The sequence below is a fragment of the Photorhabdus kayaii genome (genome assembly GCF_025384895.1).
In the GTDB taxonomy this organism is placed as follows: Bacteria; Pseudomonadota; Gammaproteobacteria; order Enterobacterales; family Enterobacteriaceae; genus Photorhabdus; species Photorhabdus kayaii.
Genome location: NZ_JAJAFZ010000007.1, coordinates 1 through 19,911 on the forward strand (window position 1 = coordinate 1; position 19,911 = coordinate 19,911).

16 protein-coding genes are annotated in these 19,911 nt (G+C 42.6%); 11 read left to right on the plus strand and 5 right to left on the minus strand.

What is annotated here, in order from left to right; all coding sequences use genetic code 11:
- Window positions 1-344: 344 nt before the first annotated feature.
- Both LGZ98_RS04160 and sbcD read right to left on the minus strand, forming a co-directional pair.
- On the minus strand, window positions 345-4,031 hold the full coding sequence (locus tag LGZ98_RS04160; RefSeq protein WP_113043310.1) for an AAA family ATPase: 3,687 nt from the start codon (window positions 4,029-4,031) through the stop codon (window positions 345-347).
- On the minus strand, window positions 4,028-5,263 hold the full coding sequence (gene sbcD / locus LGZ98_RS04165) for an exonuclease subunit SbcD (RefSeq protein WP_113043311.1): 1,236 nt from the start codon (window positions 5,261-5,263) through the stop codon (window positions 4,028-4,030). Before sbcD ends, LGZ98_RS04160 begins: the two co-directional genes overlap by 4 nt.
- A gap of 261 nt (window positions 5,264-5,524) precedes the next feature.
- On the opposite strand from sbcD, the gene phoB reads away from it, so the two are divergent.
- The 4 genes from phoB to LGZ98_RS04185 all read left to right on the plus strand — a co-directional run bounded on the left by phoB (window position 5,525) and on the right by LGZ98_RS04185 (window position 9,660).
- Window positions 5,525-6,214, plus strand: a complete 690-nt coding sequence (gene phoB, locus LGZ98_RS04170) for a phosphate regulon transcriptional regulator PhoB (RefSeq protein ID WP_112879375.1) — start codon at window positions 5,525-5,527, stop codon at window positions 6,212-6,214.
- Window positions 6,215-6,399: 185 nt separating this feature from the next.
- Window positions 6,400-7,737 (plus strand): phosphate regulon sensor histidine kinase PhoR, encoded by a 1,338-nt coding sequence (gene phoR / locus LGZ98_RS04175; RefSeq protein WP_113043312.1) that lies wholly within the window; start codon window positions 6,400-6,402, stop codon window positions 7,735-7,737.
- Between the two features lie 350 nt (window positions 7,738-8,087).
- Window positions 8,088-9,419: a branched-chain amino acid transport system II carrier protein gene (gene brnQ / locus LGZ98_RS04180; RefSeq protein ID WP_113043318.1), complete on the plus strand. Its 1,332-nt coding sequence runs from the start codon at window positions 8,088-8,090 to the stop codon at window positions 9,417-9,419.
- Between the two features lie 103 nt (window positions 9,420-9,522).
- Window positions 9,523-9,660 carry a hypothetical protein gene (locus LGZ98_RS04185; protein ID WP_158536583.1) on the plus strand — a complete coding sequence of 46 codons (138 nt, stop codon included), beginning with the start codon at window positions 9,523-9,525 and terminating at the stop codon, window positions 9,658-9,660.
- Between the two features lie 11 nt (window positions 9,661-9,671).
- Here LGZ98_RS04185 and ggt read toward each other — a convergent pair whose 3' ends face one another.
- Both ggt and LGZ98_RS04195 read right to left on the minus strand, forming a co-directional pair.
- Window positions 9,672-11,432 (minus strand): gamma-glutamyltransferase, encoded by a 1,761-nt coding sequence (gene ggt / locus LGZ98_RS04190; protein ID WP_262977767.1) that lies wholly within the window; start codon window positions 11,430-11,432, stop codon window positions 9,672-9,674.
- A 219-nt stretch (window positions 11,433-11,651) separates the two neighbouring features.
- Window positions 11,652-12,254 (minus strand): peroxiredoxin C, encoded by a 603-nt coding sequence (locus LGZ98_RS04195; RefSeq protein WP_011148042.1) that lies wholly within the window; start codon window positions 12,252-12,254, stop codon window positions 11,652-11,654.
- Between the two features lie 775 nt (window positions 12,255-13,029).
- Here LGZ98_RS04195 and LGZ98_RS04200 point away from each other — a divergent pair.
- From LGZ98_RS04200 to LGZ98_RS04215, 4 genes are read left to right on the plus strand one after another with little or no spacing between them, the layout of a single operon-like run.
- Window positions 13,030-14,892, plus strand: a complete 1,863-nt coding sequence (locus LGZ98_RS04200) for a toxin VasX (RefSeq protein WP_262977768.1) — start codon at window positions 13,030-13,032, stop codon at window positions 14,890-14,892.
- Window positions 14,889-15,566 carry a hypothetical protein gene (locus LGZ98_RS04205; RefSeq protein ID WP_228899828.1) on the plus strand — a complete coding sequence of 226 codons (678 nt, stop codon included), beginning with the start codon at window positions 14,889-14,891 and terminating at the stop codon, window positions 15,564-15,566. The genes LGZ98_RS04200 and LGZ98_RS04205 overlap by 4 nt, the downstream gene beginning before the upstream one ends.
- Window positions 15,563-16,531, plus strand: a complete 969-nt coding sequence (locus LGZ98_RS04210; RefSeq protein WP_113040790.1) for a hypothetical protein — start codon at window positions 15,563-15,565, stop codon at window positions 16,529-16,531. Before LGZ98_RS04205 ends, LGZ98_RS04210 begins: the two co-directional genes overlap by 4 nt.
- A gap of 38 nt (window positions 16,532-16,569) precedes the next feature.
- A complete protein-coding gene (locus LGZ98_RS04215; protein ID WP_228899819.1) occupies window positions 16,570-16,719 on the plus strand; it encodes a hypothetical protein in 150 nt (49 codons plus the stop codon).
- A gap of 15 nt (window positions 16,720-16,734) precedes the next feature.
- On the opposite strand, the gene LGZ98_RS04220 is transcribed toward LGZ98_RS04215, so the two are convergent.
- Complete coding sequence (locus LGZ98_RS04220) at window positions 16,735-17,331, minus strand: acyl carrier protein phosphodiesterase (protein WP_113040791.1); 597 nt, start codon at window positions 17,329-17,331, stop codon at window positions 16,735-16,737.
- On the opposite strand from LGZ98_RS04220, the gene LGZ98_RS04225 reads away from it, so the two are divergent.
- From LGZ98_RS04225 to tgt, 3 genes are all read left to right on the plus strand, one after another.
- The gene (locus LGZ98_RS04225; protein WP_191214717.1) at window positions 17,314-17,511 is read left to right on the plus strand and encodes a hypothetical protein; all 198 of its coding nucleotides are present in this window, start codon (window positions 17,314-17,316) and stop codon (window positions 17,509-17,511) included. The genes LGZ98_RS04220 and LGZ98_RS04225 overlap by 18 nt on opposite strands.
- A gap of 49 nt (window positions 17,512-17,560) precedes the next feature.
- On the plus strand, window positions 17,561-18,628 hold the full coding sequence (gene queA, locus LGZ98_RS04230; RefSeq protein WP_113040792.1) for a tRNA preQ1(34) S-adenosylmethionine ribosyltransferase-isomerase QueA: 1,068 nt from the start codon (window positions 17,561-17,563) through the stop codon (window positions 18,626-18,628).
- 145 nt (window positions 18,629-18,773) lie between these two features.
- Window positions 18,774-19,898, plus strand: a complete 1,125-nt coding sequence (gene tgt / locus LGZ98_RS04235; RefSeq protein ID WP_113040793.1) for a tRNA guanosine(34) transglycosylase Tgt — start codon at window positions 18,774-18,776, stop codon at window positions 19,896-19,898.
- Window positions 19,899-19,911 lie beyond the last annotated feature (13 nt).

A 19,911-nucleotide genomic window follows, 5' to 3' on the forward strand; every position in this document is an offset into this window, starting at 1 on the left:
CTAGTCAACCTAAAGGTTTATCGATTTTCTTTAATGATTGACTCTGTAGTGGCCTAATAAAACCATCGTCTTTTAACAAAACCTGCGGATTTCTCCCACCTGAATGCTAATTGTGAGTAAAACGCGCTTTTAGTATTAGCAAACTGCTCGAAGCGCGGTCATTTCGTTGAGCGTTCTTGCTTCTCGATGTATGTTGGCGGGAGCAAGTCACACAGTACATTCAAAACCAGCAAGGGTAATGCCTTGTCGAAATTTCCTTCCCGCCTTTATGCTGGCGGGAGTACCCTTTCAAGGAAAAAATGGCTGTATTCAATTCCCTTTGGAAAAAGGTTTGTTGTTTTCCATTATGACTTGTCATAACGAAACTCAGGTGAGAGTTTACTTATCCCAAGCCCATTAATTTTTTTAACCTTAATCTGTACGGGTATCCGCTCTTTCATGGCTTCGACGTGGCTTATAACACCAATGGTTTTCCCGGAAGCATTCAGATGATCCAGAGCGTCGAGTGCAATATCAAGGGTTTCTGGATCAAGTGTGCCAAAGCCTTCATCCAAGAACAGTGAGTCAATACTGGTTTTATTGCTGACTAAATCAGATAGCGCTAAAGCCAAGGCGAGGCTGACCAGAAAACTTTCGCCACCGGAAAGCGTTTTGGTATCACGAATAGCATCGGCTTGCCAGGTATCAATCACTTGTAGTTCAAGACCATCACTGTTTTTACGTTGCAAATCGTAGCGTCCGTGCAATTTTTTCAGCCGTTGATTGGCGAGATGAACCAAATGATCCAGTGTTAATCCTTGAGCAAAGCGACGGAATTTAGCACCATCAGCCGAACCAATCAGATTATTAAGATAACTCCAGTCATTATAATTTTGTTGGCAATGGCTGATCTCTTCCAATAAGGATTTTTGCTGTTGACGGCGTATTGCATCATTACCAAGCAGGTTTTTCAGCTCTCCTTGCTGTAAGGTGTTTCTTTTTAGCTCATCAGTAATGTTTTCCAACTGTTCGGTCAGTTGTGATTTTGTATATTGATTAAGTAACTCAGGGCGATTTTTCCGATGTTGTTGCAGAGTTTCTGCTGCTTTCTGGCATAGGGCGTTGGCTTGTATCTGTTGTTGTTCAAGCTGTTCCTTGAGTTGTTGCAATTCCTTACGTTGCTCTTGCGATAACAGCGCCGATTCAACGGCATGCTGATCGGCAAATGGGCTCTTTGCTAATGCAGCATTGAAGTTTTGTTCTGCCTGCTGTTTTTGTTGCTCAGACTGGTTGTGGTTTTTTTCTGTCTCATTAATGGCGCCGGTCAGTTGGCTAATATTGGATTGTGCCTGTTGCAGATGTGATTGTGCCTGTTTGTACGCTTCTTCCAGTTGTTGAGATTGTTGTTGTAATGCCTGAGTGATGTCGGTAACAGATCGCTTACCAAATAGTTGTTGGCGCTGTTGTTGTGCCTCTGCGAGTTGCTGTTTCTGTTGCTGTGCTGTTTGATTAAGCCCATTTAAACGGCATACATACTCTTCTTTCTGTTTATGCAATGATTCAATCTGATTTTGAATGACCGCTTCTTCTTTTTGGATCTGTTGCCAGTTTTCATGACAGTTTTGATATATCTGCCACTCCTCTCTACGTTGTTGCAGCCAGTTTTCAGTATCATTCAGCATTGGCAGGGATAAATTATATTGCTGTAATTCTGACGCCATTTTTTCGATGACATCAGTTAGCTTAAGCTGCTGTTGTTGTATCTCTGGTTGCAATTCAGATAAGTGTTTTTTCAGTACATTGTGTTGATGTTTACTCAGTTCAATATTTCGTTCAATTTCTTTAACGTATTCTTGATGAGCGGTCAGTATTTTTTCTGTTTTCTGGTACGTTTTTTCTGCCAGTTCAAATTCGGTTAATTGAGTTTGGCAAAGCCGATGAGCAGATTGGTTTTGTTGCACAAATAGTTCAAGAGCGGGTTTATCTGAAAGAGAAATTTCGGTCTGTAATATTACGCAAGTTTCCTGCCATTGTTGCGTTAATATATTCAATCGTAGTTCAGCATCAGCAATTTCTTGCAAAATATGGTCGTATTGTTGCTGTTGGAACTCTTTTTTATTAACCAATGATATTTTGGTGGCTTGCAGTGCTTCAAATTGCTGACGTAAATCTTTTAACCGTTGTTCTGATTTTGGTAGTTCAATATTTTGATAAGCCTGAATTGCAGGATGATGTTCAGCACCGCATAGTGGGCAAGGAGAACCTTCCTTGAGTTGTGCCCGTTCTTTTTCCAGACTGACAATCTTTTGTTCTAACTGAATACGTTGAGCAAGATCGGCTAAATGTTGCTGTTTGTCTGAGAGTTGTTTATCGATAGATTCAATTTGAACAGGAAGTTCCTTTAATAATTTTTCCGGTTGTTGTAAGCGAATATGATGATTGGCAATAGCGACTTGTAATTGCAAGATTTGCGGGGACAGGATCTCCAGTTTATGTTGCAGCGGTAGTTGTTCCTGATATTGAGTTAATTGTTTTTTTAATTTCTCCGGCGAATATTGTTTTTGCAGAGTAGAAAATTGTTGCTTGGCCTGCTCAAATGCCAGTTCCAGCGGTTGGTTATTTTCAATTTGTTGTTTTAAGTCTTCCTCTTGTTTGTTCAGATTATTGTTAAGTTGCATGATTTCGGCAGTGAGCTTGCCAACTTTTTGCGTTTGGTGATCAATTTGTTGCTGCTGCTCTTGCCGCCAAGAGAATTGATGTTGCCAAAAAGCCAGATTTTCACCGAAATATTGATGATAAGGTTGTTGCTCGAAATAGTTTTCTAGTTGTTTTCTTTGATTGGTGAATGATAGGGCGCGCTGATTTGCTGTGTCATATTGTTGACAACGGTTTTCAAGCGCAGTTTTCTGCTCGTTGATTTGTTGCTGAGTAAGATTGAGCTCTTTAATCTGTACCGCAATTTGATGATCTAATGGAATCACCTGTTCTGTTATCAGCTTTTCTTGTTGTTGCCGGTGTTGTTGATACTCTGTTCTGGCAGAATCTGCATGAGTCACCTTTTGCTGTATCGGCGTGAGCGTCTGTTGCTGTTGTTGAAGTTGCTGATGCATCTCTTCCAGCTGTTTGCGGGTTCTCTGATGTTCATATTGTGTTCGGTTTTTATCATCCAGCAATGGGCGCAGTGTTTCTGCGGGTTCACTGCTAGCCAGTTTCTGCAATTGCGGCTCTGCATGAGTAAGCGCTTTTTCTGCCTGCTGTAAGGAAGCGTTATTTTCAGTAACAAGTTGCTCAAGTTCTTCTCCACGTGTCAGCCATTGTGCCGAATGTTGCACTGTTTTTATCTGCTGATTGAGTTGTGATTCAGCATGGGTGAGTTGTTGCTGTTGTTCCAGATGTTGTTGATACTGCTCTGCCGTTAGCAAATCAATGGCAGATGCTTTGGCTTGCAGAATATTCAGCTCTGATTGTGCTTGTTGATGTTGTTGGTAAATTTGTTGAGATAAAATTCCGTAAATTTCAGTGCCGGTTAACTCTTCCAATAAATCAGCCCGTTCGTTTGGCTGAGCATTGAGGAAAGCAGCGAAATCTCCTTGGGATAGCAATATGGATTTGGTGAAACGATCGTAATCTAATCCAGTAATTTCAATGATTTTTTCTTTTTTGTCCTGGATTTTATCGGCCAGAATTTTACCACTGCTGCTAAGGGCGAGTTCCACTTTAGGGGCTTGCAGATTGCCATTGGGTTGATTACGCGCTCGCCGTTGGCTCCAGAAAGCACGGTAAGCGACACCTTTCACTTCAAATTCCACTTCAGCCAATGATTCCGCAGTGTGTCGGGTCATCAGCTCATTTTGTGAGGTAGAAATCGTCAAGCGTGGGGTTTCGTGATAAAGCGCAAGGCAGATCGCATCCAATAAGGTGGTTTTACCCGCGCCGGTAGGACCGGTTATGGCGAACAGACCACTGCTGGCAAACGGCTCTGCTGTGAAATCAATTTTCCATTCACCTTGTAATGAATTAATGTTTTTTAGCCGTAGACTCAAAATCTTCATGCCTGCTCTTCCTTGTTTTTAGCCTGATAGATATCGTTCAGTGTTTGTTCGAAAAGGGTGGTCAGACGTTTTTTATGTTCTTCATCTTCGAGTGCTGATTGTGCAAGCCGTCGGGCAAAAACTTCGTTAACGCTAAGTTCTGTCAAAGTTTCTCTGTTTTCTTGTGCTAGCCTATTTTGTTGCTGTGTTTTACTACGTCGTAGCAGAATGACTTCGACAGGAAGCTCTGCAACCATTGATCGAATCCTTTTCTGGATATCATGGAGGTAATCTTGGGTTGCAACTTCAATATCCAGCCAGACGGGTTGCTCTCCTTGATAGTCATTAAAAGTTTGTAACTGTTGTTCAATGTGTTGCAGATTACCCTTGATTAGTTGCATGGGCTGATATTGCGGAATGGGTAAAAGCTTGATGGATTCCAGTTTGTCTTGGGTAAATTCCACCAAACAAACACTTTTCTCTTGCCCGACTTCATCGAAACTAAGGGGAATAGGGGAGCCGCTGTAGCGAATATGTTCAGATTTAGCCACTATTTGTGGCCGGTGAATATGCCCAAGCGCAATATAGTCTACCGGCGGGAAAGCTTGCGCCGGGAAGGCATCCAATGTACCAATATAAATATCCCGCACCGAATCTGTAACAGTGGCACCAACGGTCGTCAGATGCCCGGTAGCAATGATTGGTAAGGGCAAATTCAATTCATCACGTAATTCACACGCTTGCTGATAGAGTTGATGATAGTGTTCTGCAATAGCTTCTTGTAATACGAGCTGTTTTTGTTCTCCTGACTGACCAGCCTGGCTGATCATAATATCTCTTGGCCGCAGAAAAGGGACTGCGCAAAGAATTGCACCGGTATTGCCTTGTTTGGTGGTGAGTATTTTTATCTGTTTTTGTTGATCTTTTTCTGCGTGAGCAATAACGGTGGTATTTAGGCAGGAAAGGAGTTCTTTTGATTCATTTAATGTTGCTACTGAATCATGGTTACCACCAAGGCTAATTAACTGACAGCCGGTCGGTTGTAGTTCAACGACAAAGCGATTATATAGTTCACGGGCATAGCTAGGTGGTGAACCCGTGTCAAATACATCTCCGGCAACAATTAATGCATCGACCTGATAATGTTCAATCTGTTTAATCAGCCAGCGCAGAAAATGTTGATGTTCAGCAGCCCGGCTTTTTGTAAAAAAATATTGGCCAAGATGCCAGTCCGAAGTGTGAATAATACGCATATTTTCGCCGTCATTGGTTAAAGTGAAGCATGATTATAATCGCTATATTCTGGATGTCGCGTTTAAATCTGATTTCGTGAATATATCTCCGAGCGGCTTCGCATTCATTATGAAATATGACAATTGTTAAATTAATTATTGCGAAATCGATTGCAGATAGAGGATAACCAAGGCAGGATTTCATAAATTTGTCATAAAACTGACGCATAATGTTTTTTTAAACTAAGTAGCGTTTATCTCAATATATTAACGGGATTAATCATGGCAAGACGCATTTTGGTAGTTGAAGATGAAGCTCCGATTCGTGAGATGGTCTGTTTTGTTCTGGAAAAAAACGGGTATCAGCCGGTAGAAGCAGAGGATTATGATTCTGCGTTGGCATGTTTATCTGAACCCTATCCTGATTTAGTGTTATTGGATTGGATGCTCCCCGGTGGTTCTGGTTTGCAGATAATTAAGCAGATGAAACGGAATAATAATATTCGCGATATTCCGGTAATGATGTTGACTGCCCGTGGTGAAGAGGAAGATCGGGTGCGTGGCCTTGAAGTTGGGGCAGATGACTATATCACTAAGCCTTTCTCTCCTAAGGAGCTGGTTGCCAGAGTTAAAGCGGTATTACGGCGTATTTCACCGATGGTCATGGAAGATATCATCGAAATGGATGGTTTGGTTTTGGATTCAACGTCCCATCGGGTGACCAGCCAGGATAAAGCACTGGATATGGGGCCGACGGAATTTAAATTACTGCACTTCTTTATGACTCATCCTGAGCGAGTCTATAGCCGTGAACAGTTGCTTAATTATGTTTGGGGAGCAAATGTTTATGTTGAAGATAGAACTGTTGATGTTCATATTCGCCGTTTACGTAAAGTATTAGAGATTGGCGGCCATGATAAAATGGTGCAGACCGTTCGTGGTACGGGCTATCGTTTTTCTACCCGTTACTAAGAGCCTATCCCAATAGGCGTAATTGTTGCAGACAGTTTGAACACGGACAGCGCGGAAAAACCGGAGCGTACACGTAGTACGTGAGGATTTTGAGCACTGCCCAGGTTTGTTCTTTATGGCAAAGAATGGCAAATAAAATAGCCCTATTGTGATAGGTAGTAAGTCTACGCACCGGAGAATCTAATGTGTTAGAACGTTTATCTTGGAAAAAATTGGTTTCAGAACTGTTTCTCTTTTGTTTGCCTGCGGTAATTCTGTCGATATTTATTGGTCATTTGTCTTGGTGTTTATTTGTTTCGGTATTTTTGGTGCTGATATGGCATGGTTATAATTTGCTGAAACTTTCGAATTGGCTATGGTTGGATCGCAGTATGTTGCCACCGTCGGGGAGAGGAGGGTGGGAACCAATTTTCTATGGTATTCACCAGATGCAGCAACGGAATCGAAAGCGGCGTCGTGAGCTGGCGCTGTTGATCAAACGGTTTCGTAGCGGGGCGGAATCATTACCCGATGCTATTGTGATGATGACAACGGAAGGTAATATTTTCTGGTGTAATCGTTTAGCACAACATTTACTCGGTTTTCGTTGGCCTGAAGACAACGGACAGCATATTTTTAATTTACTTCGCTACCCTGATTTTAGCCGATATATCCTTTCCAGGGATTTTTCGCGCCCTTTATCCATTGAATTAAATAATGGGTTCGTTGTTGAGTTCCGGGTGATGCCTTATTCTGAGGGGCAATTCTTAATGGTTGCCAGAGATGTGACTCAGAAGCGAACACTGGAAAATGCCCGTCGTGACTTTTTTGCCAATGTTAGTCATGAAATGCGTACCCCTCTAACCGTCTTGCAGGGTTATTTGGAAGTGATGCAGGATCAGGCAGAGGATAGTTCGCTAAATAAGAAAGCGCTGAATACGATGCAGGAGCAAACCCGGAGGATGGACGGTTTGGTGAAACAATTGTTGCAACTGTCTAAAATTGAAGTCGCTCCCCAAATTGATATGAATGAAGTCGTTAATGTGCCTTTGATGCTTAAAATATTGCGTCAGGAAGCCACTGCGCTAGGTAATGAATGTTATAAGATTAATTTTGATGTTGGTGAAGGTCTAAAAGTGTTCGGTAATGAAGAGCAGCTTCGCAGTGCAATGTCGAATTTGGTTTATAACGCGGTTAACCATACTCCTAAAGGGACTCAAATTGATGTCAGTTGGAAAAAGAATTCCCATGGTGCTGAATTTACAGTGAAAGATAATGGGCAAGGTATCAGCGCTGAACATCTACCTCGTTTGACCGAACGTTTTTATCGAGTAGATAAAGCGCGTTCCAGACAAACTGGAGGAAGTGGTCTCGGTCTTGCGATTGTTAAACATGCCTTACATCATCACCATTCTCATCTTAAAGTTTCCAGCGAAATAGGCAAAGGGACGATCTTTAGTTTTACTTTACCGGCAGGATTGATTGTACCTGTCAAAATAACCAGCAGAAGAGATAGGAATAGTTTGATTAACAGTAATAATTAATCTTCGTAATTGATTATTATTTTTTCAGGTTAAAAAAAACGCAAATCATATAGTGTTTATTCAATGATAGCTAACAGCAATCACTAGTTTTGAAAAAGAGTGCGGCATATACTTCTGCATTCTGGTTTATCTATTGCCTTCTGGCACTATAAAAGTTTTACTTGTGGGCAGTTGTTGGCGATTCTATCTATCATGGTCACTATAATCTGTCTTCGACAGATACCTAGTGAATATTATTTTGATAATAAATCGTTAAATTAGGGTTCAATATTGTCAATATGGGCTTAACTATTGATGATATTTATATTATTCAGGCCATTAAATATGGTAACAAAACATTAATAATCATTATGACACATCGTTTATCATCTAAGGATATTTGGGCATTAGGGTTTATGACTTTTGCTCTGTTTGTCGGGGCGGGGAATATTATTTTTCCCCCTATGGTGGGGTTACAATCAGGTGAATATGTTTGGCTAGCAGCATTAGGCTTTCTAGCGACGGCGGTTGGTTTACCCGTCATTACAATCATCGCATTGGCAAAAGTTGGCGGTGGTATTGAAGAGCTGAGTTCACCTATTGGTAGAGTGGCTGGTTTGCTGTTGGCGACAGTTTGTTATTTGGCTGTTGGTCCTTTATTCGCTATCCCACGGACTGCAACGGTCTCTTTTGAAGTAGGCATTGCCCCGCTTACCAGTACCGGCGAGTTACCTCTGTTTATCTACAGTCTTATTTATTTTGTGTTGGTAATTGCTGTTTCCCTGTACCCAGGCCGTTTGCTTGATACTGTCGGGCATGTGTTAGCGCCTATCAAGATGTTGGCGCTAGGTATACTTGGTGTTGCTGCTTTACTTTGGCCTGCCGGTGATTCAATTCCAGCGATTGATGTTTATCAGCAAATCCCATTCTCCAGTGGTTTCGTCAATGGTTACCTGACAATGGATACGCTGGGTGCGATGGTTTTTGGGATTGTCATCGTTAACGCAGCGCGTTCAAGAGGCGTTGCCTCATCTTCATTATTAACCCGTTATGCGATGTGGGCAGGTTTTATTGCCGGCTTTGGTCTGATTCTGGTTTATCTATCGCTGTTCAAATTAGGCGCTGGTAGTGGATCGTTAGTGCCTCATGCAGAAAATGGTGCGGTCATTTTGCATGCCTATGTTCATCATACTTTTGGTGGTGTCGGCAGTATTTTCCTGGCTGTGTTGATTTTTGTCGCCTGTATGGTGACGGCGGTTGGATTAACTTGTGCATGTGCTGAGTTTTTTAGCCGTTATCTGCCCCTGTCTTATCGTTCACTGGTGTTGATCCTTGGAGGATTCTCCATGTTGACTTCTAACCTTGGTTTGAGTCATTTGATTAAGATTTCTATACCGGTACTGACAGCTATTTATCCACCTTGTATCGTTCTGATTGTGTTGAGTTTTACGCTGTGCTGGTGGAACAATTTTACCCGTATTTTGGCTCCGGTAATGTTAGTTAGTCTGTTGTTTGGTATCTTGGATGCGATTAAATCATCTGAAGCACTGGCGTATTTATTACCGAACTGGGCAACTCGTTTACCACTGGCGGATCAGGGGTTAGCCTGGTTAGCGCCATCCTTGTTGGTTTTAGTTGTGGCTGGTATTTATGACCGCGTTTTAGGGCGTTCAGGTGCTCGCGAGAGACAAATTCATCAATGATAATAGCCCGTTTATTCTGACGGCTTGTCATTGTTATACCCTATGGATTTCAAGATGCATCGCGACGGCAAGGGAGTGAATCCCCGGGAGCATAGATAACTATGTGACCGGGGTGAGCGAGTGCAGCCAACAAAGAGGCAACTTGAAAGATGACGGGTATAGATGTTTGGGAGTGCGCGGGATAGGGTTTCTGAAAAGGCGCCCCTATCCCGATATCTTACATAGTGTGTTTGTTTCTTGAACGGTCAGCTATTAGTAACCAATAGCCGCACCAGCCGGGCGTCGGACATCATTGGCGCCATAAAAATGGTTTTCACGAACTTGACCAGATACGGCTGCATCATTGCCTGAAGAATTAGCTGAAGTGCTAGCGGTTTTAGGTAAACCAACCATAATCACTTCAGCAGCACCCCATGGTATCTGTTCCACCATTTTATATCCCATTTTTTCTAGCAAATTCAACGAGTCTTTAGAAATACCACGTTGCTCATAATAAACTTCATCGGGTAACCATTGGTGATGAATACGGGGACTATTGACCGCTTCTTGAGGAGACATACCGTGATCAATAATGTTTAAGGCGGTTTGCAGGGTAATAGAGATAATACGGGAGCCGCCGGGTGAGCCTAGAACAAGGAATGTCTTATTGTCTTTTGTGACAAGTGTCGGGCTCATTGAGGATAGTGGGCGCTTACCGGGGGCAATAGAGTTAGTCGCGCCTTGAACGAGACCATAAAGATTCTTTTCACCAATTTTAGTGGTGAAATCGTCCATCTCATCATTGAGGAAGAAACCTGTTCCGGGGGCGATGACGACAGCACCAAAAAGTCCATTGATAGTATAGGTAGTTGAAACTGCATTACCTTCTTTATCGACAATGGAGTAGTGTGTGGTTTCTGGTTTCTCGTGGGGTCCAATACCCGGCTGAACATTCTCCGATAATGTTGCTTTACCTGGCTCTATTTTTTTACGTAGAGATTCAGCATAGTGTTTACTCAGTAAGCGATCGATTGGATTTTTAACAAATTCTGGATCACCAAGGTAAGTATTTCTGTCCATGTAGGCATGGCGCATGGCTTCTGTCAATGTGTGAATATAGTTAGCCGAGTTGAATCCCATTTCTTTGAGGTTATAACCTTCCAAAATATTCAGAATTTCACACATGGTTACTCCGCCTGAACTCGGTGGCGGGGAAGAGATAAATTTATAACCGCGATAGTGACAGGTAACGGGGGGTGTTTCTGAAATTTTATAATTGGCAAAATCGGCTTCGGTAATAATGCCGCCGGATTTTTTAGCGGCTTCGGCGACCAGTTTAGGAATATTTCCGTGATAAAAAGCTTCTTGCCCTTTTTTAGCAATTAACTCTAACGTATTTGCCAGATCGGTTTGTATTAATCTATCTCCCGGTTGATAAGGAGAGCCATCTTTGCGTAGGAAGATACGAGCTGCTTCTGGATCTTTGCGGAAACGTTTGATTGTGGTGTCCAGAATATCGGTATCTGCACGGGTCAGTATAAGGCCTTCTCGTGCCAGCTTAATTGCAGGTGCCATGACTTGTTCACGGCTCAATTTGCCATATTTTTTTAGGGTGCTGTCTAACCCCATCACGGTTCCGGGCACACCGGCTGCGCGGTAGCCATATAAACTGGCTCCTTTAATAACATTACCTTCTTTATCTAGATACATATCGGCACTTGCTGCACTTGGCGCGGTTTCGCGGAAGTTAATGAAAGTATCGGTACCATCGGCTAAATGAATTGTCATAAAGCCACCACCACCGATATTGCCACAACATGGATTGACAACGGCTTGGGCATAGCCAACAGCAACCGCTGCATCAACCGCATTTCCACCCATTTTGAGGATATCCACACCAACTTGTGAAGCAAGATGTTGGGCTGAAACGACCATACCATTTTTGGCTTCAACAGCCGGTTCCGAAGCGGCATAAAGGTGGGATGAGACGAGCAGGGATATTATTGCCAGCGGTGTTTTCCATGTTTTCAACATATTGTAAGCTCCTGTCTTTTGGCGAGGTTATTTTTGTCGGTGTAATGACTTATTTTATTTACACGGATTTTAATGTTAAACAATTGTAAATTTAATTGTAAGTGGTGATAGTTATCGGGGATAGGGGGTTTTTGTGCGCAAGGTGGCAAAACGAGGAATTTCAGTGAAAAAAAACCAGCCGGAATAACCGGCTGGTCTAATTATGGGTAATATCTAAGGTTATAGTTTAGCAGCGTTTTGAGATAGGTATTTAGCTACGCCATCTGGAGAAGCACTCATGCCTTCTTTACCTTTTTCCCACTGCGCAGGGCAGACATCGCCGTGCTCTTCATGGAATTGTAGTGCGTCAACCATACGCAGCATTTCGTCAATGTTACGGCCCAGAGGCAGATCGTTAACGACTTGATGACGAACTACGCCGTTTTTGTCGATCAGGAAAGAGCCGCGCAAAGCAACACCCGCTTCTGGGTGCTCAATGCCGTAGGATTTTTGAATCTCGCGTTTAGTATCAGCAACCATTGCATATTTAACTTCGCCAATACCACCTTGATCGACAGGAGTTTTACGCCATGCGTTGTGGACGAATTCAGAATCAAAAGAAACACCTATAACTTCAACACCGCGCTTTTTGAACTCTTCGTAGCGGTGGTCAAATGCGATCAGCTCAGAAGGGCATACGAAAGTAAAGTCCATTGGCCAGAAAAAGATAACGGCAGGTTTACCGTTCAGGTGTTTTTTCAGGTTGAAATTCCCAACGATTTCGCCGTTGCCGAGGACCGCTGCTGCTGTAAAGTCAGGCGCTTGACGAGTTACCAGAACCATGAGTTACTCCTGTAGTTTTACGAGGTTTATGTAAAAATTGGATATAGAATAAAGAATTAGCGTACACCAATAAAGGATAAAATACTAATCTTTGCAATAGATTTTACCTATTAATACTTTATTTTTATTTTCTTTACCTTAATAAGATAGAGGATTTTTGCAAGGGCTTGGTCGAATTCAAGCTAAGAGACTATTTCATTCTTACCTGCGTGTGCCAGTTTCTGTGTCCATCCGTGTTCATCATTATTCTCCAGCATAGACTGGCAATAATGGTTATTGGGATAAAAACTTACCGAAATAAATTAACTAATCATGTTACTTAAATATTTATAAAATTTACATTATTAACTGTTTTAATCAAGAATTTACATTTACTTAAACTGTCAACTTTGATATTTATTGAGAATAAATATAAATTTGTATTAACTTTCTAACGTAAAAAACAGAGGAAGAAATGAGAAGTCCTAAAGACACCAATAGGGAAAGACTTTTACAAATAAAACATGATGTAAATGAGTTGACGCGAGAAAATCCACATTTTTCCCTTCTGATTTCTCCTGTTTCGTGCAATATCTGGTCCATACCTATCCCCCCAAACAGCTTTTTGAAGTGCTGTTAAATCATTTGTGCAAGTTCACCGCCTGAACAATGAACTTATTCAGGATTGTAACCAGTGAAAATATTCTCAGCCTTTGGTTGTATGAACTTTTTTGAATAATTGAGAGTAGCCGCAGTGTATCCATGACATCCTTAGATTAACGACAAAGGAAATATTATGACCACTGACATTCAGGAACAATTTGACAAATTAATAGAAAAAGCTTACGAGCTGTTCCCGCAGAATCTTGAGGTAGACAACTATATTCAGCCCTGTGACTGCGACATTAAACCGATTTACCCGGTTCGCTATGCTTATGTGAACTTTTTCGGCAAAGAACTGGAAAAACCAGCAGCGCCCCCGGATATCCACACTCTGATGTTCTCCTCATCACTCCAACAAACCAAAGGCTATGCCGCCCGCCTCCTGCGTCCCGGCTGGATATACATTAAGGAAGAAGACCCGCTTACCGCTCGCGGCAGCAAGGCCCGGGGCTATCTGCACATCTTTAAATACTGCGTGTCAGAGAAAGAGGTTAACGGCAAAAAACAGCGGGTAGAAAAATTTAAAAAATATATGTTCCTCAACCGCAGAGATGCCAGTGAAGGGCTTATCCCTGAGCCGGGCATTCGGGGCGAAGGTCATCCATTCCTGTTTGTCGCCAAAGATGTCATCAATATCAGTATCGCCTACAGTGAACACCCGTGGCACTCCTCAGTACTGGCTAAGATTGACAACAGTCTTGAACTGCGGCAGAAAACCATGCAGTTCATCAATCTCGAACAGAAACAATCCCCCTTTGCGGTTAACGCCTCAGACAAATATTTTCGAAAACTGATTGTCGATTACAAAATCCGGCAGGAGCAGTTTGCCAACATCAAGGCCATCATTGAAAAAGACATCAATGAACTGGATTTGGCTGACGTCAGTATTGATACGCTGACCACTCAGGACAGCTATGAGATGGACGCCGATAAAATTATCCGGGAAATCAACAGTTATCTGCACCTGAATGAACAGGCGCGGATTGTAATTCTGCATGACCCGGTAGGCCGTCAGCGGGATATTGTGGAAGCCTACTCTATCCTGAATTTGTGGCAACAGAGCTATAACGCCTCCAATATTTACCCACTGACCATCGGTTTCTATGTCGAAAAGCTCAAAGCCACCAAAAACCCGGAGCTAAAAAAGAAAATAGATGACAGTATTGATTCTGACGCCTGGGAAAATGACTGGCCGAAACTGAAAAAAGTCACCGAAGATTTTGAAGCGCGTCAGGCGATGTTTATGAAACTGTTTGAAGCCTTTGCGGATAACCCGGACCTCAGTTATCAAGTCGGCGGGCTGCAAAATTACTTTCACTACTTCTTTTCACTGCAAGATGAAAAAGAGACGCTGGAAGAAGAGGACACGCTGGAGTTCCGGTTTTTCAGTGAAATCCTCTCCGGTCTGCTCGGCAACCTGCAATCATCCTTGCCCGGCCAGCAGGTTTTGGCAAAGCTGGCGGCCAAAGAGTCAGACGGCAACGGGGATGGCAACTTCTGGCGCACCATTACCAGTGGGGTTATCGCTGTGCTGAATAACGACAAAGTAAAATCACCGCTCCTGAAGGGCCCGTTTATTAGTGGAGTCGATAATATTCTGTTAGGTATGGGGACCTTTCTGGCTGACCCGGCGGTGCGTCAACAGGCTATCGGGGAACGGATAATTAACTGGAGTAAACGTCTGGAATCACTCGGCACTAAACCGGTAATAACTCTGCCGGAAGTCAAGACCAGTGTGGACTCGCCGGTTCAACTTTTTACCTTAGAAGGGGCTGGTAAACCCTCTATTGGTTTACTGTTTGATTCTTCATTGACCGGTGTCAGCCTGTTTCTGAATGCCTTCACCCTGGCCGATGTGGTTATGCAGACAGAATATGCCCGCAACAACCCGTTACAACCCGGACCTACCTATATGAATCTGATGCGCTTTAGTACCGCGGTAATTGGTATGAGTGCCGATTTGACTTCTATTGGTTCGCCGCTGGCTCTGTCATGACAGCAGGATTGCTAGCATGGCTGGCTGCGGGAATCAGTTTGCTTGTCGGTGGCAGTATTGGACAGGCCAGCAGTGCCTGGTCAGATTTGGAGAAGGTACTGAATAACTGTTTTTGGGGAGCGGGAAATAAATATGCTTTTTGGCCAGTGGATGAACGACCAACTATCTTAAAGCAATTACAAGATGCTAGAGAAATGAGCGATACCATTAAGAATGCTTTTCTTATCGAAAACCAGGAATTTTTAAATCTGTTTATTCAGCCACAACTAAAGATACATAGAGAATATAGAAAAACCACCTATAGATTTACCTTACCTGCTTTCCAAATGGGTGTTTCAGAAATATACGGACTATTCGTTAAAGAAAACGAAATATACTATCTTGGTGCACAAGTTATCACTATCACCATTAACCATCGCCAGTATACGCGGGACACTTTTCGTGATGCTACATTTGAGGCTGCACGAAAACAGGCAAAACTGATTTTGAATGGAAATACAGCCACACTAGAAATAGTCACTACAGAAGGGCGCGAAACAAATCCTTATCGCAGCAAGTTATATTGGTATTACCAACAGTCAGACAATGTTATTGCCCCTCTGCGCTATTTCTGGGGAGAGAAACCAACAGAGGAAAATACGCTTAAAGGCAGCTTTGACGGAGAATTTATATGAAACAACGATTAAAAGATCTACTCAAAAAATGGTTTCCTACGATTCATCCTCTACCAGCCAAACGGCTGGTACGCTGGGAAAAAGAAATCTTGTCTGTACCGCCGGATATTAAAGATGAAGAAACCATTAAGCATGTAGAAATACTGGATTACCTTAACGATAAGGAGTGTTGGGTTAGAAACCCTCAGCGCCGTTTCCGGAGTATCACATTAATCCCAGTAACACTGGGTATTATTAGTAGTTTGGTGTTAAACATTAACGATTTTATAGAGTCAAGAAAAAAAAACGAGGAAGCTATTCATCGATGGGTTGGTTACGCAAAAAAAAAATATGGTGAAGAATTCTATCTGCGTAATGATCTACCTGTAGATATGGAAGATGTGCGTTATATCGGTAACGATAAAGAAATTTCATTAAGGAAATATTTATATTATCGTTATACCTTTTTCCCAAGTAGCTCTCAACTACTCATAATTGATATAAGTTTCCTGCTACTTTATCTACTGATTATTCCACCCTTTGTCTATTGTATATTTTTCTGGCAGAGCCAAGCGCCATTAATTATCGATCGCGAGCAGCAAATTTTTTACACCTGGTATAAAGGTAAAGCCTATGCCGCCCGTTATCCACAATTAGGTATGATGGAAAAAACCAATATTCTGTATCTCAAAGTCTACGGATTGGATGAAAATAATAACCTTATCGAACGTGTCTTTATCCCTAATGTCAGCAGTTATACTTTTGCTTTCTTAAGTAGTGGCAATGATAAAGCTCTGGCAGTCGCCTTTATGGTGAAATTCTTATTAAACGGCAAAGAAGCAGTCAGTAAAGTGGACTATAAACGCCGTGAGCCGCTTATTTGGTGGAGTAAAGATAAAAGACCCGCTGATTTAGAGGCACAAATTCCGTTGATTCTGGCCGAATTGGATCGCCTAGGTCCCCCTGATGAAGATCTTTCCGAATGAAAGCTAGCGTCAAAAAATAATTTCCTACTATTCATCTTATGCCAGCCAAATGGCTGGCCCGCTGGGAAAAAGAACTTCTGGCAGCACCACCGGATATTAAGGATGAAAAAATCGTTAAACATGCGAAAGTGCCATATTGCCTGAATGATTTCTTTCTATCCGCATTTACGATTTATTCACAAGCATAGTTGTAATAATAACGTTTATTGAGGCGAACAGTAAAAATCCTTATTTTCTGCCTTTTCCATCATATAGGGATAAAATTGCCAGAATAGTGCTTCGAAATCAGCGTAATGTTGCTCTATATCCTGAAATGATCCAGATAAAGCCGATAATCTGGGATGTCTTCGGGCCATGCCTTTTAATACATCTGCGATAAATGCAAGATCTGCATAACGGATCAGCCAGTTTTGCGGCCATAAAAACTCATTCAGTTCCTGAAATTTTTCGGGAGTGTAATAAAGATGAGGTTCAATCTGATTGCGAGCATGGTGAATAAATGTCGGTAATGAGTAGGTGGGAACCAGTTTATCCCAATTCAAGGAGAGGAAGTGATCCCAGATAATATCCAAAGTAATCGGCGCAACCCGTCGATATGAATTACTGAATAAATGACGGGCTTGAATAACCCGTGGATGGGTATCTGTTAATACGTCAACACGCCGATGCATACGAATACCTGCAACTACATCAGCGCTGTATTGTCCTTCTGGATTACCGCGCACAAAATCTGCCATCAGATTTCCTAGTAGGGAGCTGTCAGCCAGAGTAGCTAAATGAAGGTGAGCGAGAAAATTCATTTGGTGATTATAATATATACCCTATTGATTTCAAGATGCATCGCGGCGGCAAAGGAGCGAATCCCCGGGAGCATAGATAACTATGTGACTGGGGTGAGTGAGTGCAGCCAACAAAGAGGCAACTTGAAAGATGACGGGTATAAATCCGCGAAGTTATGTGCTTATTTGTTGCACCCTTAGAGCCGCGGCACTAGACTAGTCCGCCTGTTTTTCTGAATGATTAAATATAATGCGTGTCTCCGATTTTACTTTTGAACTTCCTGACGAAATGATTGCTCATTACCCTCAACCGCAACGCAGTGGCTGCCGTTTGCTCTCGCTTGATGGTGAAACGGGAAAATTAACGCATGGTATTTTTACGGATGTTCTCGATAAGCTGAATGCCGGAGATTTGCTGGTTTTCAATAATACCCGTGTCATACCTGCGCGTATTTTCGGCCGAAAAGCCACGGGCGGTAAGTTGGAAGTGTTAGTTGAAAGGGTGCTGGATGATAAGCGGGTACTTGCACATGTGCGTGCTTCCAAAGCGCCAAAAGTGGGGACTGAATTGTTATTGGGTGATAATGAAAGTCTTAAAGCAATCATGTTGGCCCGCCATGATACCCTGTTCGAAATACGTTTTGATGATGAACGTGATGTGTTGTCCATTTTGGATGACATAGGTCATATGCCTTTGCCGCCTTATATTAATCGTCCTGATGAAGAGGCAGACCGTGAGTTGTACCAAACTGTATACAGCGAACGGCCCGGGGCGGTAGCTGCACCAACGGCCGGTCTTCATTTTGATGAGCCATTATTGGAAGCGCTGTGTAAAAAAGGCGTGGAAATGGTTTTTGTGACATTGCATGTTGGTGCGGGTACTTTCCAGCCTGTGCGGGTGGAAACCATTGAAGACCATATTATGCATGCTGAGTATGCAGAAGTGCCACAGGATGTGGTTGATGCTGTGCTGGCATGTAAGGCGCGAGGTAATAAAGTTGTTGCCGTTGGCACAACGTCAGTTCGATCGCTGGAAAGTGCCGCAAAAGCCTGTCAGGATGGGTTAATTGCGCCATTTTTTAATGACACGCAAATTTTTATCTATCCGGGTTTTGAATATCAGGTTGTGGACGCGTTGATTACTAATTTCCATTTACCGGAATCGACACTTATTATGCTGGTTTCTGCGTTTGCGGGTTATAAAAATACGATGAATGCCTATCAAGAAGCGGTTGCAGAAAAATATCGTTTCTTTAGTTACGGTGATGCTATGTTTATTCGTCGTAATCCCTTCGCTTGCAAGGAAAAGATTTCTTAATGTAATAATTATGGCATTGACTGGAATATATTGTTGAATTTGTTGAAAATAGGGTTATGTGAATATCTCAGCTCAACGGTAAATTTCAACTTTGTCTGGTTTTAAATAACAGCATCGGACTGTTTATCTGATGCCTGGAGGTTAAGTGAAATTTGAATTACAAACTACCGACGGTCAAGCCCGTCGTGGTCGTCTGATTTTTGAGCGTGGCGTGGTAGAAACGCCAGCATTTATGCCAGTTGGAACTTATGGCACAGTAAAAGGAATGACACCGGAAGAAGTGAAAGAAACCGGTGCGCAGATCCTGCTTGGCAATACTTTCCATCTGTGGCTACGCCCAGGGCAGGAAATCATGAAACTTCATGGTGATTTGCATGGATTTATGCAGTGGCATGGTCCAATCTTGACGGATTCAGGTGGTTTTCAGGTATTCAGCCTTGGCGCAATGCGTAAAATCAAAGAGGAAGGTGTACATTTCCGTAACCCAATTAATGGTACGCCGGTTTTCCTCAGCCCAGAAAAATCGATGGAAATCCAGTATGACTTGGGTTCTGATATTGTCATGATTTTTGATGAATGTACGCCATATCCTGCTGATTGGGATTATGCGAAACGTTCGATGGAGATGTCCTTACGTTGGGCGGCGCGTAGTCGTCAGCGTTTTGATGAGCTACAGAATAAAAACGCTTTGTTTGGTATTATTCAGGGAAGCATTTATGAAGATTTACGTGATATCTCAGTAAAAGGTCTGGTAGAGATTGGTTTTGATGGATACGCTGTAGGTGGTCTGGCGGTAGGGGAGCCTAAAGAGGATATGCACCGCATTCTTGAACATGTCTGTCCGCAAATCCCGCAAGACAAACCACGTTATCTGATGGGAGTAGGAAAACCAGAGGATTTGGTGGAAGGGGTTCGTCGCGGCATTGATATGTTCGATTGTGTGATGCCAACCCGTAATGCCCGTAATGGTCATCTTTTTGTGACCGATGGTGTGATTAAAATCCGTAATGCCAAACATAAAGAGGATACTTCGCCACTGGATGAGCAGTGTGACTGCTATACTTGCCGAAATTATAGTCGGGCATATTTGCATCATCTTGACCGTTGTAACGAAATTCTCGGTGCAAGGCTGAATACTATCCATAATTTGCGGTATTATCAGCGCCTGATGGCTAAGATCCGTCAAGCCATCGAGGAAGGTAATCTTGAACAGTTTGTTGAAGATTTTTATCAACGGATTGGTAAACCCGTTCCGGCATTAAGTATTTGACTTAAGTAGTGAT